Raw genomic sequence first — 20,707 nt, forward strand, 5'->3', positions numbered from 1 at the left:
GAATCAATTTTGAGGCTGAAGCTCGAGCGTCTCGCGGACCTTGATGGCGAGCGAATTGAGCGTGAAAGGCTTCTGCAGAAGAACTGAGCCGCGACCAAGAATGCCGTGGTGAACGATGGCTTCGTCGGTATAGCCGGACATATAGAGGATCCTGATTTCGGGGCGCAGCTTCTGCATTTCTTCGGCGAGCTGGCGGCCACTCATCCCGCCCATGACGACGTCGGTAAAGAGCAAGTCGATCGGGCCAGCGTGATTTCTGGCGAGTTCGAGAGCTAGCGCGGCGTTGCTGGCCTGAAGGACGCGATAGCCAATTTGTTCCAAATACTCGCGGGCGAGTTCGCGGACGCCCTTTTCGTCTTCCACGAGCAAAATCGTTTCGGAGCCGCGTGCGGGCGACTGCGCCTCAGATTTCGGTTGTGACTCCTGTTCGGCTTCGCTGACGCGGGGGAGATAGACCTTGAAGCTCGTGCCCTTGCCGACTTCGCTGTAGACCCAGATATAGCCACCGCTCTGTTTGACAATTCCATAGACAGTGGCAAGACCGAGGCCGGTACCCTTGCCTTTTTCCTTGGTGGTGAAAAAAGGCTCAAAGACGTGCGCTTGCGTTTCCGAATCCATGCCGCAACCGGTGTCACTGACGGCGAGAAGGACGTATTCACCGGGCTCGACAACGGCATGGCGCGAATAGGAGTTGTCGAGTTCGACGTTGGAGGTTTCGATGGTGAGCTTACCGCCATCGGGCATGGCGTCGCGCGAATTGACGGCGAGATTCAAAATGACTTGCTCGATTTGGCTGCGGTCGGCCTTCACGTGCCAGAGATCCTGCGGATTCGTAGTGACCAGCTCGATATCTTCACCAATCAGGCGGCGAAGCATTTTTTCCATGTCGGAGACGACCGACTGGATATTGAGCACCTGAGGAGCGAGCATTTGTTTGCGGCTGAAGGCAAGCAACTGGCGCGTGAGCGATGCGGCGCGCTGCGAAGCGTCGTGGATTTGATCGGCATTGCGGCGGAGAGGATGCTGAGCGCCAAGTTTATCGAGCAAAAGCTCCGTATAGCCCTGAATGACCATCAGAAGATTATTGAAATCGTGAGCGATGCCGCCGGCAAGGCGGCCGACGGCTTCCATCTTCTGGGCCTGGCGAAGCTGAGCTTCCAATTGTTTGCGGTCGGTGATATCCAGCGCCATGCTGATGACGCCAAAGATTTCGCCTTGTTCATCGCGCAAAGGCTCGGCATGGCAGGCATAAGAGCCGCCGCTCCATTCGACGTGAAACGTGACAGATTCGCCATGGAGCGCGCGGCGGTGAGCGGCGATGGGAAGAAAAGTGCGGTCGTCGGTGTGGAAATACTCGTAAAGGGACTTGCCAACGACTTCCTGAGGTTTGAGGCCGAGGCGCGCAAGGCCGGCGCCGACGGAAGACGTGAAGTGAAGATCGCGGTCGGTGGTCCAAAGAACCGCGGGAAGCTGCTCGATCAAAACGCGCAGACGGGCTTCACTCTCGCGAAAGGCAGTTTCCGTCCGTTTGCGTTCGATCGCCAGAGCGATCTGCGCGCCGACGGATGCGAGGAACTCCAGATCACGATGCGTATAGGCACGGCTATCTTCGTAGTGTTGTACGACGAGAACACCGATGGTGGCTGAGGGCGTGCGCAACGGGACGCCGAGCCAGGAAGGCGAAGGCGTGCCCACCAACTCCACTTCTCCCTGGGCGACGAGCTGGTCGAAAACCTCCTGTGGAATCAACATCGCCTCGCCCTTGCGGAAAACGTACGTGGTACAACTGCGCCCCATATTCTGAGGAGACGGCGCCTTGTCATACCGGTCGGCGAAGAAGGGAAACTCGAACTTGCCGGACGCAGGGTCAAAGAGCGCGACGAAACAATTCTCGGCGTAAAGAACGCGCTTCAACGACTGATGAATCCGGTGGAGAAGTTCGTCGAGGTTTTCCGTCACGTTCGCCGCATGAACAATCTCGAAAGACACCTGACGCTCGGCTTCGGCGCGCTTTCGCGAAGTAACATCTTCAATCGTTCCCTCGTAATAGCAAACGCGACCGACGACATTGCGGACAGCACGGGAATTTTCGGCAATCCAAATTTTCCTTCCGTCCTTGCAACGCACCTGAGCTTCGGCGCTGGCGACTACGTCGAACTGCTCCATGTGGTGTTTGAATTCTTCGCGATGAGCAGTGTCGCAGTAGAGCTGGCGGGCAATGTCCGTGACCGTCTCGACCATTTCCGCGGACGATGCGTATCCGAAAATCCGCGCCATTGCCGGATTCACGCTAATGAAGCGGCCATCGGGGGTCGATTGATAGATTCCTTCGACGGCATTTTCGAAAATACTGCGGAATCTTTCCTCCGCCTGCTTCTGAGCCCTCTCGGCGCGCTGGCGCGCCGTGATGTCGCGGAAGGTGACAACAGCGCCGACGATCCTTTCTCCTTCGCGAATCGGCGTACTAATATATTCGATGGGGAAACTCGAACCATCCTTGCGCCAGAAAACGTCATTGCTGCCGTGGCGCGTAACACCATCCTTCAAAACCGCAAGGAGCGGAGACTCTCCGACAGGATTCGGCGTCCCGTCCGGTTTTGTGTGATGCCAGAGCTTGTGGCCATCACGGCCGATGACTTCTTCGGGTTCATATCCGAGCATGCGAGCGGCCGCGCGATTGACAAAGGTTGGAGTGCCGTGGGGATCGAGGCCAAAAATTCCGTCGCCGGCGGAATCGAGAATCATGTTGGTCTGGCGGCTGAGCCTGAGGAGCGCAGTCTCGGCCTCACGGCGGTCCGTTACGTCGAGCATGAAACCGTGGAGGAGGTCCTTTCCATCCGGTTCGCGGACGATCATGGCGCGTTCGCGGAACCAAAGCAGCCGGCCATCGCGAGCCAGCATGCGGTATTCGATGTCCATGACTTCGCGGTGAATGCGGCTGTGCTCCTCGGCTTCCATGACTCGTTCGCGATCGTCTGCATGAACCAAACTGAGCCAGAGCCCCTTGGCTGCGAGCCATTCTTCCTGCGAATAACCAAGAAACGTGGAAATTTGCGGACTGACGTAGCGCCACTGGCCATTCGGGCCGAGATCGGCGACATAAGTAATGGCGGGAAGCTGATCAACAATCTGGCGATAATGGACGCCGTCCAGTTTGGATTTATTTTCCGACGAGGCGAGCATGCCGGTTGCGGCGCGAGACGCGGCTTTATTCTTCTTTTTCCTGGCTGGCGCGGAATCGAGCTTGGATGGCATGCTGTTCAAAATTCCGGCATCTGCTCACAATGGATCGGGCAGAACAGACCAAAGATCTCCTCTGAAATCGTACGCTGCGAACTCAACAAAATTGCATCGAAAGGCACACAAGAATCCTACGGCTCTGCCCAACACATATTTAAGCCTCTGCCGCAAGGGACGACAATGGGAAATTGGTACCAGAGTATCCAATTCGGGCAATATTCGTGCGGAGGCGTGCGGACCGCTTTTGCCCCTGCCTGCTCTGCTCAACGCGCCAGAAAGCTAACGATGCGAGCCAGATTGGGGCTTTGAGGACTTGAGTGTGACGGGTAACGCAGGAGGAGGCTCGGGAATCGCCTCGCCGTCTTTGCGAGGATCAGAGGCGCCGAAATTCACGCCGGTGGAGAAGTTGCGTTCGACAGCCTGACCACCGCCCATATCGGCGGAATAGGCGCCGCGAAGCTGAATCTGGTGGCCGCGAGCTTCGAGAGCCGATCGAACGTCGGCGGGAATGCGATTTTCCATTTGGACGTCGCAACCGGTGAAAGTCATCTTCGTGAAGCGCGCGGCTTCCATGGCAGCCTGGATGTTCATTCCAAAGTCGACGACATTGGAAACGAATTGGGCGTGGGCCTGCGCTTGATTGTAGCCGCCCATGATGCCGAAGGCGATGCGTGTATCGCCATGGACCATGAAGGCAGGAATAATGGTGTGCAGCGGACGCTTGTGGCCGGCGAGAACGTCGGGAGAATCGGGATTGAGATTGAAAAGCGCGCCGCGATCCTGAAGGACGAAACCGGCGCCTTCGGGGACGAGGCGCGAGCCGAATTCTTCATAATTACTTTGAATGAGCGAGACCATGTTGCCCTGCGCGTCGACGGCGGTGAGATATGTGGTATCGCCACCGGGCGGCAATCCGGTAGAGACGTCACAATTCGCGCGAGACATGTCGACGAGCTTGGCGCGTTCGCGCGCATATTCATCGGAGAGCAAGCCAGCGATGGGAATTTTCGCGAAGCGCGGGTCGCCGACGTAGCGGCGAAGATCAGCATAGGCGAGCTTCTTTGCTTCGATCATGACATGAAGAGCATCCACGGAATTGTGGCCGTACTGCGCGAGAGGAAACTGGCTCATCATGTTGAGCATTTCGAGTGCGGCGATGCCCTGGCCGTTGGGAGGCAATTCGTAAACGGTCCAGCCATGATATTCCGTGGAAAGCGGCTCGACCCACTCGGCGGAAAAATCGGCGAGGTCCTCGGCGGTCATAGCGCCGCCCTCGCGTTTGAAGAGAGCGAGAATGCGGCGGGAAATTTCGCCTTTGTAAAACGCGTCGCGACCGCCGCGGGCGACTTGCTGCAAAGAATGAGCCAAATCTTCGTTGCGAAATATTTCGCCGACTTTCGGAGCTTCGCCGTTCAACAAGTAAAGATTTGCGGTGCCCTGATTTTGAGCGAGAAAATGCGCGGCATTGGCCCAATAGGCAGCGTCCCACTCAGGAACGGGGAAACCTTCGTGAGCGTAACGGATCGCGGGAGCAAGATCCTGCTCGAAATTCAATTTGCCGAAGCGATTGAGAAGCTTTGACCAGCCATCCACGACGCCGGGAACGGTGACGGAGTCGATGCCAAATGCGGGCATTCTTGTGACGCCCTTGCTTTTCAAAAACTCAGGAGTGAGAGTCTTGGGGGACCAGCCGCTGGCGTTGAGGCCGTACAGCTTGCCGGTTTTTGCGTCGTATACAATCACGAAGAGATCGCCGCCGATGCCATTCATCATGGGTTCGACGACACCCATCACGGCATTCGTCGCGACGGCGGCATCGATGGCATTGCCTCCGTGCGCGAGAATTTGCGCGCCAGCCTGAGCGGCCAAGGGGCTTTCGGCGGCGACGATGCCGTACTTGGTCGTCACCATCGAGCGGCCCTGATCGCGATCCTGCGAGCGCGCGAGCATCGTGAAGCTCAACGCCGCGACAACGATGAGCAGCAAACGAACAAGGCGATCTCCCGTGAATTGCACGCTATCTCCCTCATGCTTATTTTTTCGGGCGCGACTCCGGCGGAACGACATTGTTATTGCGATAGTAGGTGACGAGATTTCCGAAATGCTCGCCGGAGTGCTCGATGATGCCCACCCAATTGGCGAGATATTTCAGAGCGTCCGCGTCGCCACCCTTTTCGAGCGTATCGGCGCCCTCGGCGAAAGATTTTTTCACGAAGGCGACGATTTGCATCTTGGTCTCATAACCCTTCGGATCGCCCTGGAGGTCTTTGGTGCTTTTGCCCTGAACGGGGTTGATCGCGAAGTAATTCGCGGCCGCGATGTGGACGAGAATCTGACCGAAGGTGCGGACTTGATCATTGGGACGATAATTGTACTTGTCGGCAGGCCAGTCTTCGGCCATGGCAATTATTTTGTTGCCGATGTTATTCCACTGCCGCAAGAGTGTCTGTTCGGGGCCTGGAGCTTTTTTGGCTGCAGCCTGAGCAGATACAACAGTGGCGCCAGTGGCAAGAGCGAACAACAATACAGCGAAAAGCGGTGCGACTCTCTTCATAAGAGAATCCTCCTCAGCAAAACGAGATTCCCCAGGCGAAATAGCCTACCTGCGCGGCCCGGTTCTGTCCAGCGTCGGGAGATGCGGTCCCGCGGGAGCGGATGCTCCCGACACGCGCGACGCGAACGCGTTGGTGCAAGGACACGCAGTCCGCTAGAATGGTTGCAAGGCAGTCGAGGGGGCGCAGTCTGAAGATTGTAGACAAGCCGAATACCACAGCAGAGACGGTAAATTTGGCCGTGGACGCGGAGATTGAATCGCTCGTTCGCGCAGAGAATTCGGATCCGTTTCGCGTTCTGGGACCGCACATCGTCGAAAAAGCTGGCAAGCGCAGCGTCGTGATTCGGACATTCATGCCGCATGCGGCGAACGTAACGGTGCTCTGGGGCGCTGGGCACAAAGCGCACGCAGCGGAGCGCGTGCATCCCGACGGTCTTTTTGAAACGACTATTCCGTTGCCCGGCAAGGCTTGGAAAGTCAGGGAAATCGCGCCGACGGATTACCAATTGCGAGTCGCCTATCCGGACGGGAATTCACAGGAAATCCACGATGGATACGCCTTCCCTCCCCTGCTGACGGATTTTGATTTGCACCTCTTCGCTGAAGGAACGCACTACGAGATTTACGAGAAGCTGGGCGCGCACGTTCGCGAGGTGGCGGGCGTGCACGGCGTGCATTTTGGCGTGTGGGCGCCGAATGCCAAGCGCGTGAGCGTTGTTGGAACTTTCAACAACTGGGATGGCCGCGTGAATCCGCTGCGCAATCGCGGAGCGAGCGGCATCTGGGAAATTTTCATACCAGAGCTCGGCGACGGAGAACTTTACAAGTTCGAAATCCGGTCGCGAGTCAATGATATTTTGACCTTAAAAGCCGATCCCTACGGATTTGCCGCGGAAATGCGGCCGAAGTCGAGCTCTGTGGTTGCGACGATTGACGGCTATGCGTGGCGGGACAACGAATGGATCGCAGCGCGAGAAAGCTTCGACTGGCAACATGCGGCGATTTCGATTTACGAAGTGCATTTTGCGTCGTGGCGGCGAAAAAAAAATGGGAACTGGCTGAGCTACAGCGAAATGGGCGACGCGCTGATTCCTTACGTCAAGCAAATGGGCTATACGCACGTCGAATTGCTGCCGATGATGGAGCATCCGCTGGATTTGTCGTGGGGCTACCAGACGATAGGCTATTTTGCAGCGACGAGCCGCTACGGAGCGCCGAAAGAGTTCATGGAATTCGTGGACCGATGCCATCAGGAAGGCATCGGCGTGCTGCTTGACTGGACGCCCGGGCATTTTCCGCGGGACGCGCACGGACTTTCGCTTTTCGACGGCACGCATCTCTACGAGCACGAAGATCCGCGGCGAGGATCGCACCCGGATTGGGGAACACTGATCTTCAATTACGGGCGAAATGAAGTGCAGAATTTTCTGCTCTCGAATGCGCTTTTCTGGCTGGAGAAATATCACATCGACGGGCTGCGCGTGGACGCCGTGGCCTCGATGCTCTATCTCGATTATTCGCGACAACCCGGCGAATGGCTGCCGAATCAACACGGCGGGCGGGAGAATCTGGAAGCGATCGCGTTTCTGAAACGCATGAATGAAATCGTGCACGCGCGGCATGCAGGCGTGCTGACGGCTGCAGAGGAATCGACGGCATGGCCGGCCGTGTCGCGACCGACCTACGCCGGCGGGCTGGGATTCGATTTGAAATGGAACATGGGATGGATGAACGACACGCTGCGGTATTTCGCGCTCGATCCGATCCACCGGAAATTTCATCACGGCGAACTAACTTTTTCGATGCTCTACGCGTTCAACGAAAACTTTATTTTGCCGCTGTCGCATGACGAGGTGGTGCATGGGAAAAAGCCGCTGCTGGCGAAAATGCCCGGTGACGACAAACACAAGTTCGCGAATTTGCGCCTGCTCTATGGCTACTTCTACGCGCACCCGGGAAAGAAACTGCTTTTCATGGGCGACGAAATTGCGCAGTGGAATGAATGGTGGCAAGACGGGAGCCTGGACTGGAATTTATTGCAGTATCGTCCGCACCAGGGAATTCAGCGTCTGGTGAACGACTTGAATCGCCTCTATGCGCGCGAAGCGGCGCTGCATGAGGTGGAATTCGAGTGGCAAGGATTCGAATGGCTCGAAGTCCACGACGCGGACGCGAGCGTGATTGCCTTTGTGCGCAGGGCCCAAAGGCCAGAGGATTTTCTGATTGTGGTGTGCAATTTCACGCCGGTGACACGCGACAACTACCGGGTTGCCGTGCCCGAGAATTTTTTCTATCGCGAGGCACTCAATACGGATTCTTCCTTTTACGGCGGAGACGATGCCGGAAATCTCGGCGGCGTGCGCGCGGAGCCGATTCCGTGGAACGGCCGCCCCTTTTCCATCAAACTGCGGTTGCCGCCGCTATCCGTATTGTTCCTCAAACCACAACGATCCTAGGCAAACCATCTTTCGATTCCCCGCTTGCATCCATATCTGCTCAGCGAGGGAACCCACGGCCAGGCAACTGGAGGAAAGCTGAATATGCGGTCCACGCGATCGCACGCGAAGCCACGAATGCAAAAACGCGCGACCTTTGCGAGCTTCATTTTGCCTGCTGCTGTACTTTTCATTTTTTTCTCGGCAAACCTGACGGCACAAAAGCACCGCTCTGCCGTCGAAGAGTTCCAAAGTCTTACTTCAGGCATGCGTCAAGCACACAAGAGCGGAGACTGGAAGGCATTTCACGCGAGCGCGCTGAAGATGGTTCAGTTTCTGAATGGCTCGCCGGATACTCTGCTCGATCTGGCGCGAGCAGATGTCCATATCAGTGATCCAACGGATGCGTTCAAGCAGCTGCGAATATACGCGGAGATGGGGCAAGCCAATGAGATTGTGAAGACGTTGCCGGATTTCGCCGCTCTTCGCGCGAGTGCTGATTTCGAGAAAATCCTCGAAAGAATGGCTGGGAGTGTGCAACCCACCTCGCATGCGACGAAAGCGTTCACGATTCCCGATGCGGGATTGGTCCCCGAAGACATTGATTACGACGGGCAGAGCAAGCGGTTTTTCCTGACGAGCGTGGTTGAAAGAAAGATCGTCACTCTCGGTGCCGATGGTCATTTGGCTGATTTTGCGAAAGCTCCGGACAACTGGCCGATGCTGGCCTTAAAGGTTGATGCGCGGCGCCGCATCGTGTGGGCTACGGAAGTCGCCATGGATGGCTTCATCAGTGTGCCCAAGGCGGACTGGGGGCGGTCGGCGCTGCTGGGCTATAGCCTCGATGACGGCAAACTGCTGCGCCGCCTCGAAGGGCCGAGGCATAGCAACCTCGGAGACATGGCACTCGACGCGAATGGAGACCTTCTGATCTCTGATGGAACGGGCGGCGGCGTCTATCTGGAACGCACGGGTAGCACGGAATTGAAACGCGTCGATAAAGGCGATTTCATTTCGCCGCAAACGCCAGCTTTCGTCCCTGGCGGCCAAGCCTTCGTTGCAGACTATGTGCGAGGCATCGGTTTGCTGAATCTGCGAACTGGCGACGTACGCTGGATTCCGATGCAGGACAAATATGCGCTCGAAGGCATCGATGGCATGTACTTTGACCACGGCTGGCTGATCGCTGTGCAAAATGGGACGACACAGGAACGCGTGATGGCCTTCAAGATTGACGCGAATTTTGCGCGCGTGACGATGGAGCAACCGATTGAAAGCGCGACGCCGGAACTTGACCCGACGCACGGGGTCATTGTGGGCGCCGAATTCTATTTCATCGCGAACTCGGGATGGAATGAGCTGGACGATAACGGAAGCGTCCGGAAAGGCGCTCTATTGGCGCCCGCGCGCATCATGCGCGCCCAACTGCCAAATTAGAGGGCCAGAGGCTCGCGCTGCTCCCGGCGCCTTTGCCATGAGAAGCTCCACCGCGCAAGTCAAAGAACCCAGATAACCAGGGAACTTTTTTGAAGGGCTCTACGTAACTGTAGCTGGACGCCCAAGGAGGCGTCCGAAGATGACAAAGACTCTACGAATTGGACTCGCGGGCCTGGCTGCACTGTGCTTGAGCGGGGCTGCGCTGGCAGCGCCGCCGTCGCGCTATCTGCACGTAAGGGTCGACGACGCATCCAATCAGGAAAAGGTGCGGGTCAACATCCCGCTGTCACTGGTTGAAACGGTGCTTCCAGCCATCAATCATGGGCAATTTCACGGCGGCGAAATCGACTGCGGCGATTTGCGCGCGAATGGCGTCGATTTGCGGATGATTCTGGATGCCGTGAAAAACACTCCGGACGGCGAATTTGTGACGGTACAGGCGCCGGACAAGGATGTTCGCGTAGCCAAATCGAATGGCAACCTTCTTGTGCACGTGATCGACAAGAACGAGAAAAAGAAGGTGGACGTGACGATTCCGTGGGCCGTAGCACAGGCGCTTAGTTCCGGCAGCGACAAGCAGATTAACATCGAAGCCGCGATCGAAGCTTTGGAAAAGGCCGGAGACACGACGCTTGTGACCGTGGCGGATGAGGACCAAACCGTGCGCGTGTGGATCGATTCGCGCAATACGGCCGACTGAGCGGCGCTGCCGCCTCGTGCAGCGAAGGAGGAGCGCAGATGATACTGCTCGCCAAAATCGGATTGGGATTTGTTGGCACCGCGCTCGTCGCCGGAGCTGTGGTCTCGAGCGAAGGATTCATTCACGTGAAAGTCAACGAAGTGCGCGCCGACGGGCACCATATTTCGCTTCTGGTGCCCGCGATGCTCGTGCCCTTGACCTTGGAAATGGTGCCAAAGCATTACCTGAAGCCCGCGGCGCAAAATCTGCAGCCCTATATGCCCGTCGTGGACGCGGCACTCTCAGGACTAGCGAACTGCCCGGATGGGACGCTGGTAGAAGTGACGGATCACGAACAACACGCCACGGTGGTGAAGCAGGGTGGGTCAATTATAGTTGACGTACAAGACCCGGAGGAAACGGTGCACGTGGCTGTGCCGCTGCGCGCGACGCGAAATGCGATTCATGAAATCGCGGACGCAGACGGAACGATTTAGAAGCAGTGACGAGTGGCAAGTGACGAGTGACCAGAAAGAGCACTCGTGCGCCGAAAACGAAGTGCGGCTCTCCCCTGAAGGGAAGTACCAGAGGGGCTTAAGGCGGCATGGGACGCGTTACGTTATGGCTGTCTTGCCGTTGGAGATGGCCGACGGCTATTTACGAGGCAAAACCCTTAGGACTGAGCTTCCTTGGCCGGAATCCAGTAAACCTCTTCGCGGATGGATTCCTTGGGAAAACCGCGGCGGCGAAGAATTCCCTTGCTGTTGTCGATCATTTGCGGATGACCGCAGAGATAGACGGAAGTATTCGAAGCGCTAAGACCCCAAGCGTCGGCGTATTTGCGCACTAAATCTTCGACGCGGCCTGTTTCCCCCTTCCAATCACCATCCTCCCACGGGCGGCTGATGCTGGCGACATAGGTCAGCCAAGGAAAGGCTTTGGCGACTTTTTCGAATTCCTCACGATAGCCGAATTCGTGCGAGCGGCTCGCGGCATTGATGACATAGAGGTGATGCTCGCCGCCAAATTTGCCCTCGCGAGCGTCCTTTTCGAGCGAGCGGATGTAGCTCACAAAAGGCGCGACGCCGGTGACGGTGCAAAGCAGAAGATGATTCATGCGTCCGCTTTTCGTGTCCAGTGTGAAGCGGCCCTTGGGAACTTTGCGCATGGCCAGTTCATCGCCGGGATGAAGTTTATAGAGCAAAGGAGTCAGCTCACCCTGCGGGACAAGCTCGATGAAAATCTCCAGTTCAGGCTCGTGCGGAGCAGAGACAATTGAATAGGCACGCTCGACGAGTTTCTGTTTCTGCGGGTCTTCTACGCCCAGTGTGGCGTACTGGCCAGGCTGAAAGCGGAATTCGCCACCGGGATTGATGCGAACCATCCAAAGGTCTGGTGCGATATCGGCACGATGCGTGACTCGCGCGCGATAAAACTTATCTGGCGGCAAATTCATCGCAACCTTTTTACCGGAAGTGAGGCCAACTGGCGAGGAGTTTTTCGCAGAAAAAAAGAGGCGCTTGACGAGTGTCAAGCGCCCCGGAAATCCACGAGCCAGCCGAATTGGAATCTACGGCTGCGGAGGACGACCCATACCCATCGGGTTGAAGGGCTGAGGGGTACCAGTGATTTTATCCTTTGCATCGGTGACAGACTTGACCATGACCATCGTTGTACGTCCTTTGTCTGAGACGGACTTGACCAATCCATAGGGGCCCCCGGCATTGGGAGCGAGCCATGCGTCGCCGGATCCGTCTTTGGCGCGGAAATGTTCGCAGTCGAAGGTGCCAGCCGGAGTGGTTACGGTTTCCTTGCCAAGGTCTTCGGCGTTCTTGCGATAATCAACGACTTTAGGTTCATCCTGCGAACTCATCCTTTGAGTCATCATGTCGGGCATGAGCATGGGAGGCTGGCCGGGCATCTGGATGACGGCGCGCCTGAGAGTCAGAGTGTCACCGTCGCGGGAGAACAGGTCCTTAATGATTACTTCGCCTTGCCCCTCGCCGTGGCGGGCGGTCATAGAGATTTCCAGCCAATACGCGTCGCTGCCATCGACGGACTCCTTTCCGACGATAGCGACGTCTACATTTCTCTTCGTGCCGTCCGAATACTGCATTTCGTAGGTGGCACCGGCGCCGACTACGGGATTCCAGACGCCGGCGACTGACGGCATACGGATTCGAAACTGAGCGCTGACCGAGCCAGCCACCAAAGTCAAAAGAGCAATCGCGGACGCGGTTTGCAGGAAACGCTTCATAAACTTCCTCCTCAAGAGGCAACGATATTGTGATAGGGGCCGTGACTTCGAGTAACACGGGCCGATGACCAGAACTGGATCAGCGATACTTCCACAGCAGAGCTTGGACTGGAAACGTTCTAAAAGTCCTGTCCTTTTTCGTCCACCATCTTGCGCGTATCAAACGTATTGTGCAGGTCGAGACCTTTCACTTTGCAGACAAACTCGAGACCCTTCTCCTGGGCAGAAGCCACGTCCTGGCCGCTGGCCGTTTTTTTCGGGAAGAAGAATATCAGGTTGGCGGTTTTGCCGTTGGCCCCTTGCTGGATTTGGATCTTGATTGGCGCAATCTTCTGCTTCGACTGCTTGCCCTCAAGATAGGAAACGGACTTCAACTGATCTTCCGTGAGACTCTGAAAGGGGGTCATGTCCGGGCCGAGAAGGACAACTTCATACGCTGTGACCGGCTCCGCGAGAAACTTGGCGCCATCGGCTTCGGACATTTGACCTTTCAAGACCGCTTCCCGGACCAAGGCCTCGCGCATGACGCGGGATGAGTACCACCGGATATAGAACGGAGTCTGTGGGATCATCCCTTCGGCAGGCTGGTCTCCGGTGTCTGCCGTCCTTCCGTTATTGGGCAACATTGCGGAGCCCTTCGGCTGGTTCTGGGTGGCACCGTTCTGGTTCCCTGCGGACGCAGCCGCTCCCCCTTCGGACTGAGACTGGCCGGATTGATTCATGTCCTGAAATTGGGCAGGGCGCCAGCTCGCCGCAACGATCAGACGCTTGCCCCACGGAGAGCTGTTGAGAATCTGATCGAGGTCGTGCTGATCCCACTGCTGATAGGGCTTGGTTTTCCACGGTTCGTTCGACGCCCAAACCAAGCCCGACAGAATCAGAACACAGAAAACGGCAAGCGCTTTTCTACACATAGCCCATCCTAGAAATCCTCGCCCTTTTCATCAACCATCTTGCGAGTATCGAAGACGTTGTGGAGGTTGAGGCCCTTCAATTTGCATACAAACTCGATTCCCTTCTCCTGCGCGGAGGCCACGTCGGCACCTCCCGCGGTTTTTCGGGGGAATAAGAATACGAGGCTGTAGGTGATGCCTGCAGGATTCTTGTTCAACCGAATGGTGGCGGGTACCACTTTTTGCTTCGATTCTTTCCCTTCCAGGTAAGAATCAGATTTCAATTGATCCTCGTTGAGATTTTGAAAGGGAGTCATATCCGGGCCGAAGACAATGATTTCGTAATCAGTGACCGGCTCGGAGAGGAGCTTGGCGCCTTCCGCCTCTGTGATCTTGCCGCCGAGTACCGCTTCGCGGGCAAGGGCCTCACGGATGACGCGCGAGGAGTACCAACGGATATAGAACGAGGTCTTCGGTGAAACGGCATTGGAGGAATTGTTGGTCGAGCCGACCGAATCCATGCTTCTGTCCGGCGGCGCAGTATCGGGCATGCCGCCCTTTTGAGTGTTCATGTGGCTGCGGAGCTCGACATTTTGGTCGCTCTGAGCCATTACGGCTGGAGACGATCCGTTGGATTTCCAATTCACATCGACTTGGACTTTCTTAGCCCAAGGAGAATCGTTGAGAATGATCTGGATGTCAGATTTGTCCCACTGCTGGTAAGGCTTGGTCTTCCAAGGTTCGTCGGCCGCCCACAAAAGACTGGCTAGAATAAGTAATGCCGCAGGGACGAAAATTTTCTTGTGCATGACTTGCTTTTGCCCTTTCGGCCGCCCCAGTCGGCAAGATAAACGCTGCGGGATTGCGTGGCGCGAATTCCGACAGCGATATTCCTATAGATAGCAGATTTAGCGAGGGCGCGCAATCGGGATGGCGTCAAGACGGGAGTTACCCGGTGGCGTGGCCCCCGACATGCGCTCAATGCGATACACGGGAAGCTGGTGCGCTTCGAAATAGTTGCGCATCATCAACTCGCCGAGAAGCCCAACAGAGAGGAACTGAAATCCGAAGAGGCACAGCAGCAAGCCAAGAATCAAAAGAGGACCGTGCTGGACGAAGAGTTGCGCTCCGCGGAACACTTTGTCGATGAACAAAAACCCGAGAATGGAACCGCCAGTCAAAAAACTGATAACGCCGACGGGCCCGAAAAACTGCAAAGGGCGCGCCATATAGCGGAGGAGGAATCGAATGGTGATCAAGTCGAAGAAAACACGCGAGGTTCGAGAAATACCATAATGCGATTTGCCCTCGGGGCGAGGAATATTGCGAATGGGAACCTCGATGACCCTGGCGCCGTTCAGCGACGCCAAAGCCGGGATGAAACGATGCAATTCGCCATAGAGGCGCACGTCCTTGATCGTTTCGCGACGATACACCTTGAAAGTCGTACCAAAGTCGTGGATGTTCACGCCGGAAAGTTTGGCCATCGCCCAGTTCGCAACCCGCGAAGGGACGCGGCGGAAGAAAAAATTATCGACACGCTTCTGACGCCATCCGCTGACGATATCGCAATCGGAAGATTCAAGGGCATCGATCATCCGAGGGATATCGGCGGGATCGTGTTGCAGGTCGCCATCCATGGACAGGATGATCTCGCCCGCTGCGTAATCGAAACCAGCGGCCAAGGCTACGGTCTGCCCGTAATTCTTCTTCAACCGGAGAAAAGTGACCCGCGGATCTTCTTGTGCCAAATCGGAGAGGATTTGCGGCGTAGCATCGGAGCTATGGTCGTCAACAAAGATAAACTCGACGGGATCATAGTGACCTGTCATCACCTCGGAGAGGCGACGATGCAGTTCGCGGATGCTCCCTTGCTCGTTGAGCATGGGGATGACCACAGAGTATTTGGGAGGTGTCGTAGCGATCTGGCGCATGGCGTTGCTCAAAGTTGGCGAAAATCAATCAGCTGTATTTTATGCTTCTTCACTGCATCTGACACAGATGCATCGACCAAACCTTTCAATTCCGTTTCGCGCTCCCTCTTCAGGCGAGTCGCTGAGCCTTCCAAGTCCTGGTCATACTCGCCCGGGTGACACATGAGCTCGCTGGTTCCCTCGGGCAGCGAAGCTGCGGTATCTATAATCGCCAGAATGGCCTGCCGATTCAATGCCCCCGTTGCGGCAACACCCCAGAAGTAATCAGGGGAGCGCAAACCATGCGAACGGGAAAGTTCATCAAAGCGGCCTTCCCAGCGACGAGCAGCGCGAGCCAACGCGCGTTGCTTCCAAGATGCCTTCCTGCGAGCGCGCGGCCGCGGAGGTGCGCCGGTGCTCTCAAATGGCCTGCGAATTCGCGTAATGCCGTGTTCGCCGGCTACGACCATGAGAGCTTCCATGACCTGCGGATGGCAATGCGTATGCTTGTGCGAGTCAAGATGGGTGATTTCGATACCGGCGGACCTTACGCGCTCAATTTGAGCGCGGATCTCCTGCCGAATGTCTTCTTTTCGGATTCGATTCGTCGTCAATTTCGCGACGAGAATTGCCAAAGATGAAGGAAGATTCCCATTAGCGTCCGAAAGAGAGCTCCGTCCTTGCATGCGGGAGACGGCTTTGCCGCCAACCAAGACCAAGTGACAGCCGACTCCGAGTTTCGGATTGGCGCGGGCAAGCGCGACTGCATCTTCAAAGGCTGAGCCGGAGGCCATGATGGTCGTGCTGGTGAGGATGCCATGAAGATGCGCGCGAATGATGCCAGCGTTGACGCCGCGCGTGAAACCAAAATCGTCCGCATTGACGATGAGACGTCTCATTCATTCAAAATTTTCATCTTGTTGAAGACAAATCATATCACGGAGTAGCTGTGCCGGCGGAGCATGCGCATCCTGGCCGCGACAAATATCCGACGAGCTCTGCGCGTGCCAATCTGCAACGTTTTTCTTGAGATGCGCCAAGCAGCGACAGATTTCAACAGTTGTGTTGAAAACCTTGTGGAAAATTGTGTTACGCGCATCTTAAACGCGCGCGATTCAAGCGCCTAATCCTCTTTGCACAAAGTTAGTGCATTCAGCGAAGCCAAGCGAAGCACGCTTCATGGACTCAAGACGAGAAGGAGAGCAACAGAAAAGGCAGTTTCAGTACCAATGGTAAGGCGGTTGCATGGTGATGTTGATTGTCATTTTGTCTTTGTCGAGGACATAATACTGGCCAAAGGGCTTCCATCCGTCCTTCACAACTTGGATCATGATTTTCTTTTGCGGGACATCCTTCACTCGGGTAATCCCTTTGAGGTCCGTCTTCAAGTCCAGCTCAATCTGCTCTGGATGCCGAAGGAAACGCGGCTCATCGTAGCGGACATAGACGCTGGCGTTGTCAATTGGCACGGCCTTGGGCGCACCTGTGATGATAATCTTGAGGTCAGTAACGGCATCCTTTGCATCGCCGGCGCTCTTTGAAGGCTTCGCCGAAGACTGAGCGAGAGAGGCTCCTGCTGCTAACGCAAAGAAGAGCACGGGAAGGGCGGCGTTTCGGAAAAACGATCGCATTGGAAGATTTTTCATAACCAATGGCGCGCAGCGCGCGCTGGATATACGCCTAGCGACCCCCGATTGACGGCTGCACATCCTCTGCGATACTTTCAATCGGCCGTTTACGGCTGTGACGCAAAGTTCGAGGTCCTTATTTCTTTTATACCCGCGGCGGGGATTTCGCAACGGAAATCGAAGCCGCCAATGAAACTGTAGGCGGACATTATGCAATTCTCCGCAGCCCATGAAAAGCCAGAGGAGGCTTCGCGATGGGATTTTCGACGGACGCCATTCACGTAGGGCAAGAACCGGATCCTTCGACAGGGTCAATCGTTGCGCCTATCTATCAGACTTCGACATACGTGCAGCCTGCGCTGGGCGAGAATAAGGGATACGACTACGCCAGGACGAACCATCCCAACCGCAAAGCCCTGGAACGAACCATTGCGAAACTAGAGGGCGGAGCGGCGGCGTACGTTTTCACTTCGGGAATGGCAGCAATTGACTGCGTTTTCCGCTTGCTGCGGCCGGGCGACCACGCCATTCTCTCGCGGGCCGTATACGGCGGAGTTTACCGGCTATCGACCCAGTTTCTTGTACAGCTTGGACTGGAATTCAGCTTTACAGACACTTCCTGCCTCGAAGCGATCCAACGAGATATACGCCCAACAACCAAGATGATTTACGTCGAGACACCTACGAATCCGACGATGATCGTGACGGATATTGCGGCGATTTCCAAGCTGGCGCGCGAGAAAAATATTACGGTTGTAGTGGACAACACCTTCATGAGCCCCTATTTGCAGCAGCCGCTGAGCCTTGGCGCGCACATCGTTGTGCACTCGATGACGAAATACCTGAACGGGCACAGCGATTGCATCGGGGGAGCGGCGATTTTGTCGCGCAAAGAAGATGCGGAGAAAATATACTTTCTGCAACGCTCGGCTGGCGCGGGACTCGCGCCGATGGATTGTTTTCTCGTGTCGCGCGGAATCAAGACTTTGGCCGTGCGCATGGAACGGCACAACGCAAACGGAATGGAAGTTGCCAAGCACCTGGAAGCGCATCCGAAGGTGAAGCGCGTGATTTATCCTGGGCTTGCCTCGCACCCTCAGCACGCAATCGCGAAAAAGCAGCAACGCGGGTTCGGCGCGATGCTGTCGTTTGACGCCGGTTCGCTCGACGCGGCGCGGAGCGTTCTAAACAATGTGAAGCTCTGCTCTCTGGCGGAAAGCCTGGGCGGAGTCGAGACGCTGATTTCCCTTCCCGCTCTGATGACCCATGCTTCCATGCCGAAAGATGTCCGCGAGCAAATCGGGATTACGGACGGGCTGATCCGACTATCTGTGGGGATCGAAGACGTCGAGGATATCATTGCGGACCTCGACCACGCGCTGGCGAAAATTTAGCGCGAATTTAGCGATGCTTGCTGCGGACTGCCTTCCTTGCAGGACGAACGGATTGTTTAATCCAACGCAAATATGGTTCTGAGCCGCTCACGACTGGCAGAGCGATGATTTCGGGCACCTCGTAGCTGTGGTGCCGGCGAATTTCGCGCTCCAATTCGCGGAAATGCGACCGCGTGGATTTGATTAGCAGCAAAATTTCATTCGCGGTTTCAATTTTTTCCTTCCAACGATAGACGGAATGAATCGGACTCGGGAAAATATTTACGCACGCGGCAAGCTTCAAATGAAGTAAGGCGCGGGCAAGGCGATTGGCCTCGCGCCGCGTTCCACAGGTCACGAAAACGACAATTTCACTGGCCATGATGTGAGTATTTCCTCGTCGCGCGCGCCACGAAACAAATCTCTGCTCGCGTTACCCTTTCGCGCGCACACATTTCCCCAATGGTGCGCGCTCGCGCGGCAAGATACAATATGCCGCGCATGGCTGGCAATGCGATCCATTTCGGGACTTCGGGATGGCGCGGAATCATCGCGGATGATTTCACGTTCGAAGGCGTGCGCATCGCCGCGACAGCCATCGCCGGACACGTCCGCAGCATTTCCAAGCGTCCCAAGCTGCTCGTCGGTTACGATACACGATTTTTTTCCGAGGAATTTGCGCGCGCGGCGGCAAGAGCGCTCGCAAACGCACACTGCGGAGTCCTTTTCTGCGGCGGACCAACGCCGACGCCGGCGATTGCGTACGAGATTTTAAGGCGCAAATTGCAAGGCGCAGTCAACATCACGGCGAGCCACAATCCGGCGGCATACAACGGATTGAAATTTTCAGGCCCCGACGGCTGTCCGGCGCTACCGGAAGTCACGCACGACGTCGAAGGGCGGGCGCGCCGTCTCGCGGACCGCATGACAGAGGCGGACGAGCATCTCGACGGACGTGAATTCGAGAAAATTGACTTGCACGAAAATTATCTGAAGCGCATTGGCGAGCTGGTGCGATTTGACGCGATCGCGGCGTCGAAAATGAGTTTTGCCTTCGATGCGCTGCACGGGTGCGGCGCGGGCTGGCTCGACCGCGCACTGGAGCAGCATGGAGTCGCAGTGCAGGCGATTCGCACGAAGCGCGATGTGCTCTTCGACGGCTCGGGACCGGATCCATCGGAAGAAAATTTGAAGCCGCTCGCGAGAGCCGTCTCGGAGGCAAAGGCTGTCGCCGGTCTGGCGACGGATGGCGATGCAGACCGCTTCGGCGTGCTCGATGGCGATGGAACATTTGTTTCGCCGAATCACGTGCTCGCGCTCGTTTTCGATTACTTGATCGAAACACGCGGCTGGAAGCTAGGCGCGGCGCGGAGCGTGGCGACGACGCATCTACTTGATGCGGTCGCGCGGCATCACGGCGTGCCGGTGTTTGAGACACCGGTCGGTTTCAAATACATCGGGCCGTTCCTCGAACGCGACAAAATCACGCTGGGCGGCGAAGAAAGCGCGGGGATGACGATTCGCGGGCACGTGCCGGAGAAAGACGGCATTCTGGCATGCTTGCTTGTCGCGGAAATGGTGGCCACGCGACGAAAGCCGCTCGCGGAACAGTTGCAAGCTCTTTTCAAGCGCGTGGGACGCGCGTATTGGCCGGTGCGCATCAATTTGCATTTTGCGCCGGAAGTTATTTCTGGCTTGCCGCGGCGGTTTGACCGCGCACCTTCCGAATTTGGCGGACGCCGCGTGGCGCGCACTGATCGCACGGACGGCTTGAAGCTCGTGTTTGACGACGACTCCTGGGTATTGATGCGGCCGTCGGGAACGGAGCCGCTGGTGCGCGTGTATGCCGAAGCGGCGTCGATTGCAAAGGCCAATGAAATGGCGGAGGAGGCGCGGAAGTGGATCAGCGGATGAAGAGCGACCGCGAACCGTCGTTTTTCCGGCAAAACGCGCGATATTTTTTCGCGCTGGCTTTTTTTCTGCTTCTGCTGCAAGACATTTTCGGGACGCACGGATTGATGGCCATGCACCGCTCGAAAGCGCAGATTCAAGAAGTGCAGGCACAGATTGCGCAACTCGACAAAGAAAACGCGGATTTGGAGCAGCACATCAAAGACCTCAAAACCGACCCAGCAGCGATTGAAAAAATCGCGCGCGACCGCATGGGACTGGCGCGGCCGGGCGAATTGATTTTCCGCATGCCGGACGCAAAGGGCGGGCAAACTTCTTCAACGCCGACGCAACCGACAAGGACTCCGAAGAAGTAAATCGGAAATGCACGAGAGGAAGAGAGATGCT

At 56.5% G+C, this 20,707-nt stretch carries 18 protein-coding genes; 7 read left to right on the plus strand and 11 right to left on the minus strand.

Annotated features, from left to right (window positions below; genetic code table 11):
- Positions 1 to 3: 3 nt before the first annotated feature.
- The 3 genes from VGR81_01770 to VGR81_01780 all read right to left on the minus strand — a co-directional run bounded on the left by VGR81_01770 (position 4) and on the right by VGR81_01780 (position 5,794).
- The gene (locus VGR81_01770) at positions 4 to 3,255 is read right to left on the minus strand and encodes a PAS domain S-box protein (protein HEV2287661.1); all 3,252 of its coding nucleotides are present in this window, start codon (positions 3,253 to 3,255) and stop codon (positions 4 to 6) included.
- A gap of 264 nt (positions 3,256 to 3,519) precedes the next feature.
- Positions 3,520 to 5,256, minus strand: a complete 1,737-nt coding sequence (gene ggt, locus VGR81_01775; protein HEV2287662.1) for a gamma-glutamyltransferase — start codon at positions 5,254 to 5,256, stop codon at positions 3,520 to 3,522.
- A gap of 16 nt (positions 5,257 to 5,272) precedes the next feature.
- A complete protein-coding gene (locus VGR81_01780) occupies positions 5,273 to 5,794 on the minus strand; it encodes a DinB family protein (protein ID HEV2287663.1) in 522 nt (173 codons plus the stop codon).
- Positions 5,795 to 5,952: 158 nt separating this feature from the next.
- Here VGR81_01780 and glgB point away from each other — a divergent pair, with 158 nt between their 5' ends.
- From glgB to VGR81_01800, 4 genes are all read left to right on the plus strand, one after another.
- Positions 5,953 to 8,250, plus strand: coding sequence for a 1,4-alpha-glucan branching protein GlgB (gene glgB, locus VGR81_01785; protein ID HEV2287664.1), 2,298 nt, complete (start codon positions 5,953 to 5,955; stop codon positions 8,248 to 8,250).
- 117 nt (positions 8,251 to 8,367) lie between these two features.
- Positions 8,368 to 9,666, plus strand: coding sequence for a hypothetical protein (locus VGR81_01790; GenBank protein HEV2287665.1), 1,299 nt, complete (start codon positions 8,368 to 8,370; stop codon positions 9,664 to 9,666).
- A 139-nt stretch (positions 9,667 to 9,805) separates the two neighbouring features.
- On the plus strand, positions 9,806 to 10,366 hold the full coding sequence (locus VGR81_01795; protein ID HEV2287666.1) for a hypothetical protein: 561 nt from the start codon (positions 9,806 to 9,808) through the stop codon (positions 10,364 to 10,366).
- Between the two features lie 38 nt (positions 10,367 to 10,404).
- Positions 10,405 to 10,842, plus strand: coding sequence for a hypothetical protein (locus VGR81_01800; GenBank protein HEV2287667.1), 438 nt, complete (start codon positions 10,405 to 10,407; stop codon positions 10,840 to 10,842).
- Between the two features lie 176 nt (positions 10,843 to 11,018).
- Here VGR81_01800 and VGR81_01805 read toward each other — a convergent pair whose 3' ends face one another.
- From VGR81_01805 to VGR81_01835, 7 genes are all read right to left on the minus strand, one after another.
- The gene (locus VGR81_01805) at positions 11,019 to 11,801 is read right to left on the minus strand and encodes a ferredoxin--NADP reductase (GenBank protein ID HEV2287668.1); all 783 of its coding nucleotides are present in this window, start codon (positions 11,799 to 11,801) and stop codon (positions 11,019 to 11,021) included.
- Positions 11,802 to 11,915: 114 nt separating this feature from the next.
- Positions 11,916 to 12,602, minus strand: a complete 687-nt coding sequence (locus VGR81_01810; protein HEV2287669.1) for a hypothetical protein — start codon at positions 12,600 to 12,602, stop codon at positions 11,916 to 11,918.
- A gap of 119 nt (positions 12,603 to 12,721) precedes the next feature.
- Positions 12,722 to 13,516, minus strand: a complete 795-nt coding sequence (locus VGR81_01815; GenBank protein ID HEV2287670.1) for a hypothetical protein — start codon at positions 13,514 to 13,516, stop codon at positions 12,722 to 12,724.
- Positions 13,517 to 13,524: 8 nt separating this feature from the next.
- Positions 13,525 to 14,304, minus strand: a complete 780-nt coding sequence (locus VGR81_01820) for a hypothetical protein (protein ID HEV2287671.1) — start codon at positions 14,302 to 14,304, stop codon at positions 13,525 to 13,527.
- A gap of 99 nt (positions 14,305 to 14,403) precedes the next feature.
- Positions 14,404 to 15,429, minus strand: a complete 1,026-nt coding sequence (locus VGR81_01825; GenBank protein ID HEV2287672.1) for a glycosyltransferase family 2 protein — start codon at positions 15,427 to 15,429, stop codon at positions 14,404 to 14,406.
- A gap of 8 nt (positions 15,430 to 15,437) precedes the next feature.
- Positions 15,438 to 16,307, minus strand: coding sequence for a ChbG/HpnK family deacetylase (locus VGR81_01830; GenBank protein ID HEV2287673.1), 870 nt, complete (start codon positions 16,305 to 16,307; stop codon positions 15,438 to 15,440).
- A 321-nt stretch (positions 16,308 to 16,628) separates the two neighbouring features.
- Positions 16,629 to 17,039, minus strand: a complete 411-nt coding sequence (locus tag VGR81_01835) for a hypothetical protein (GenBank protein ID HEV2287674.1) — start codon at positions 17,037 to 17,039, stop codon at positions 16,629 to 16,631.
- A 251-nt stretch (positions 17,040 to 17,290) separates the two neighbouring features.
- Between VGR81_01835 and VGR81_01840 the strand changes: the two genes are divergently transcribed.
- Complete coding sequence (locus tag VGR81_01840; protein HEV2287675.1) at positions 17,291 to 18,430, plus strand: PLP-dependent aspartate aminotransferase family protein; 1,140 nt, start codon at positions 17,291 to 17,293, stop codon at positions 18,428 to 18,430.
- Positions 18,431 to 18,437: 7 nt separating this feature from the next.
- Here VGR81_01840 and cutA read toward each other — a convergent pair whose 3' ends face one another.
- Positions 18,438 to 18,791: a divalent-cation tolerance protein CutA gene (gene cutA, locus VGR81_01845; protein ID HEV2287676.1), complete on the minus strand. Its 354-nt coding sequence runs from the start codon at positions 18,789 to 18,791 to the stop codon at positions 18,438 to 18,440.
- Positions 18,792 to 18,901: 110 nt separating this feature from the next.
- Between cutA and VGR81_01850 the strand changes: the two genes are divergently transcribed.
- Both VGR81_01850 and VGR81_01855 read left to right on the plus strand, forming a co-directional pair.
- Positions 18,902 to 20,323: a phosphoglucomutase/phosphomannomutase family protein gene (locus VGR81_01850; GenBank protein ID HEV2287677.1), complete on the plus strand. Its 1,422-nt coding sequence runs from the start codon at positions 18,902 to 18,904 to the stop codon at positions 20,321 to 20,323.
- Positions 20,320 to 20,676, plus strand: coding sequence for a septum formation initiator family protein (locus tag VGR81_01855; GenBank protein HEV2287678.1), 357 nt, complete (start codon positions 20,320 to 20,322; stop codon positions 20,674 to 20,676). The genes VGR81_01850 and VGR81_01855 overlap by 4 nt, the downstream gene beginning before the upstream one ends.
- The last annotated feature ends 31 nt before the right edge of the window (positions 20,677 to 20,707 follow it).

It is taken from the genome of Candidatus Acidiferrales bacterium (genome assembly GCA_035934015.1).
Lineage (GTDB): Bacteria > Acidobacteriota > Terriglobia > Acidiferrales > UBA7541 > DAHUXN01.

Coding starts and splice junctions, on each gene's coding strand:
- VGR81_01770 (HEV2287661.1), bottom strand. CDS start 3,255: ATGCCATCCAAGCTCGATTCCGCGCCAGCCAGGAAAAAGAAGAATAAA.
- VGR81_01780 (HEV2287663.1), bottom strand. CDS start 5,794: ATGAAGAGAGTCGCACCGCTTTTCGCTGTATTGTTGTTCGCTCTTGCC.
- glgB (HEV2287664.1), top strand. CDS start 5,953: ATGGTTGCAAGGCAGTCGAGGGGGCGCAGTCTGAAGATTGTAGACAAG.
- VGR81_01790 (HEV2287665.1), top strand. CDS start 8,368: ATGCAAAAACGCGCGACCTTTGCGAGCTTCATTTTGCCTGCTGCTGTA.
- VGR81_01795 (HEV2287666.1), top strand. CDS start 9,806: ATGACAAAGACTCTACGAATTGGACTCGCGGGCCTGGCTGCACTGTGC.
- VGR81_01800 (HEV2287667.1), top strand. CDS start 10,405: ATGATACTGCTCGCCAAAATCGGATTGGGATTTGTTGGCACCGCGCTC.
- VGR81_01805 (HEV2287668.1), bottom strand. CDS start 11,801: ATGAATTTGCCGCCAGATAAGTTTTATCGCGCGCGAGTCACGCATCGT.
- VGR81_01810 (HEV2287669.1), bottom strand. CDS start 12,602: ATGAAGCGTTTCCTGCAAACCGCGTCCGCGATTGCTCTTTTGACTTTG.
- VGR81_01815 (HEV2287670.1), bottom strand. CDS start 13,516: ATGTGTAGAAAAGCGCTTGCCGTTTTCTGTGTTCTGATTCTGTCGGGC.
- VGR81_01820 (HEV2287671.1), bottom strand. CDS start 14,304: ATGCACAAGAAAATTTTCGTCCCTGCGGCATTACTTATTCTAGCCAGT.
- VGR81_01825 (HEV2287672.1), bottom strand. CDS start 15,429: ATGCGCCAGATCGCTACGACACCTCCCAAATACTCTGTGGTCATCCCC.
- VGR81_01830 (HEV2287673.1), bottom strand. CDS start 16,307: ATGAGACGTCTCATCGTCAATGCGGACGATTTTGGTTTCACGCGCGGC.
- VGR81_01835 (HEV2287674.1), bottom strand. CDS start 17,039: ATGCGATCGTTTTTCCGAAACGCCGCCCTTCCCGTGCTCTTCTTTGCG.
- VGR81_01840 (HEV2287675.1), top strand. CDS start 17,291: ATGGGATTTTCGACGGACGCCATTCACGTAGGGCAAGAACCGGATCCT.
- cutA (HEV2287676.1), bottom strand. CDS start 18,791: ATGGCCAGTGAAATTGTCGTTTTCGTGACCTGTGGAACGCGGCGCGAG.
- VGR81_01850 (HEV2287677.1), top strand. CDS start 18,902: ATGCCGCGCATGGCTGGCAATGCGATCCATTTCGGGACTTCGGGATGG.
- VGR81_01855 (HEV2287678.1), top strand. CDS start 20,320: ATGAAGAGCGACCGCGAACCGTCGTTTTTCCGGCAAAACGCGCGATAT.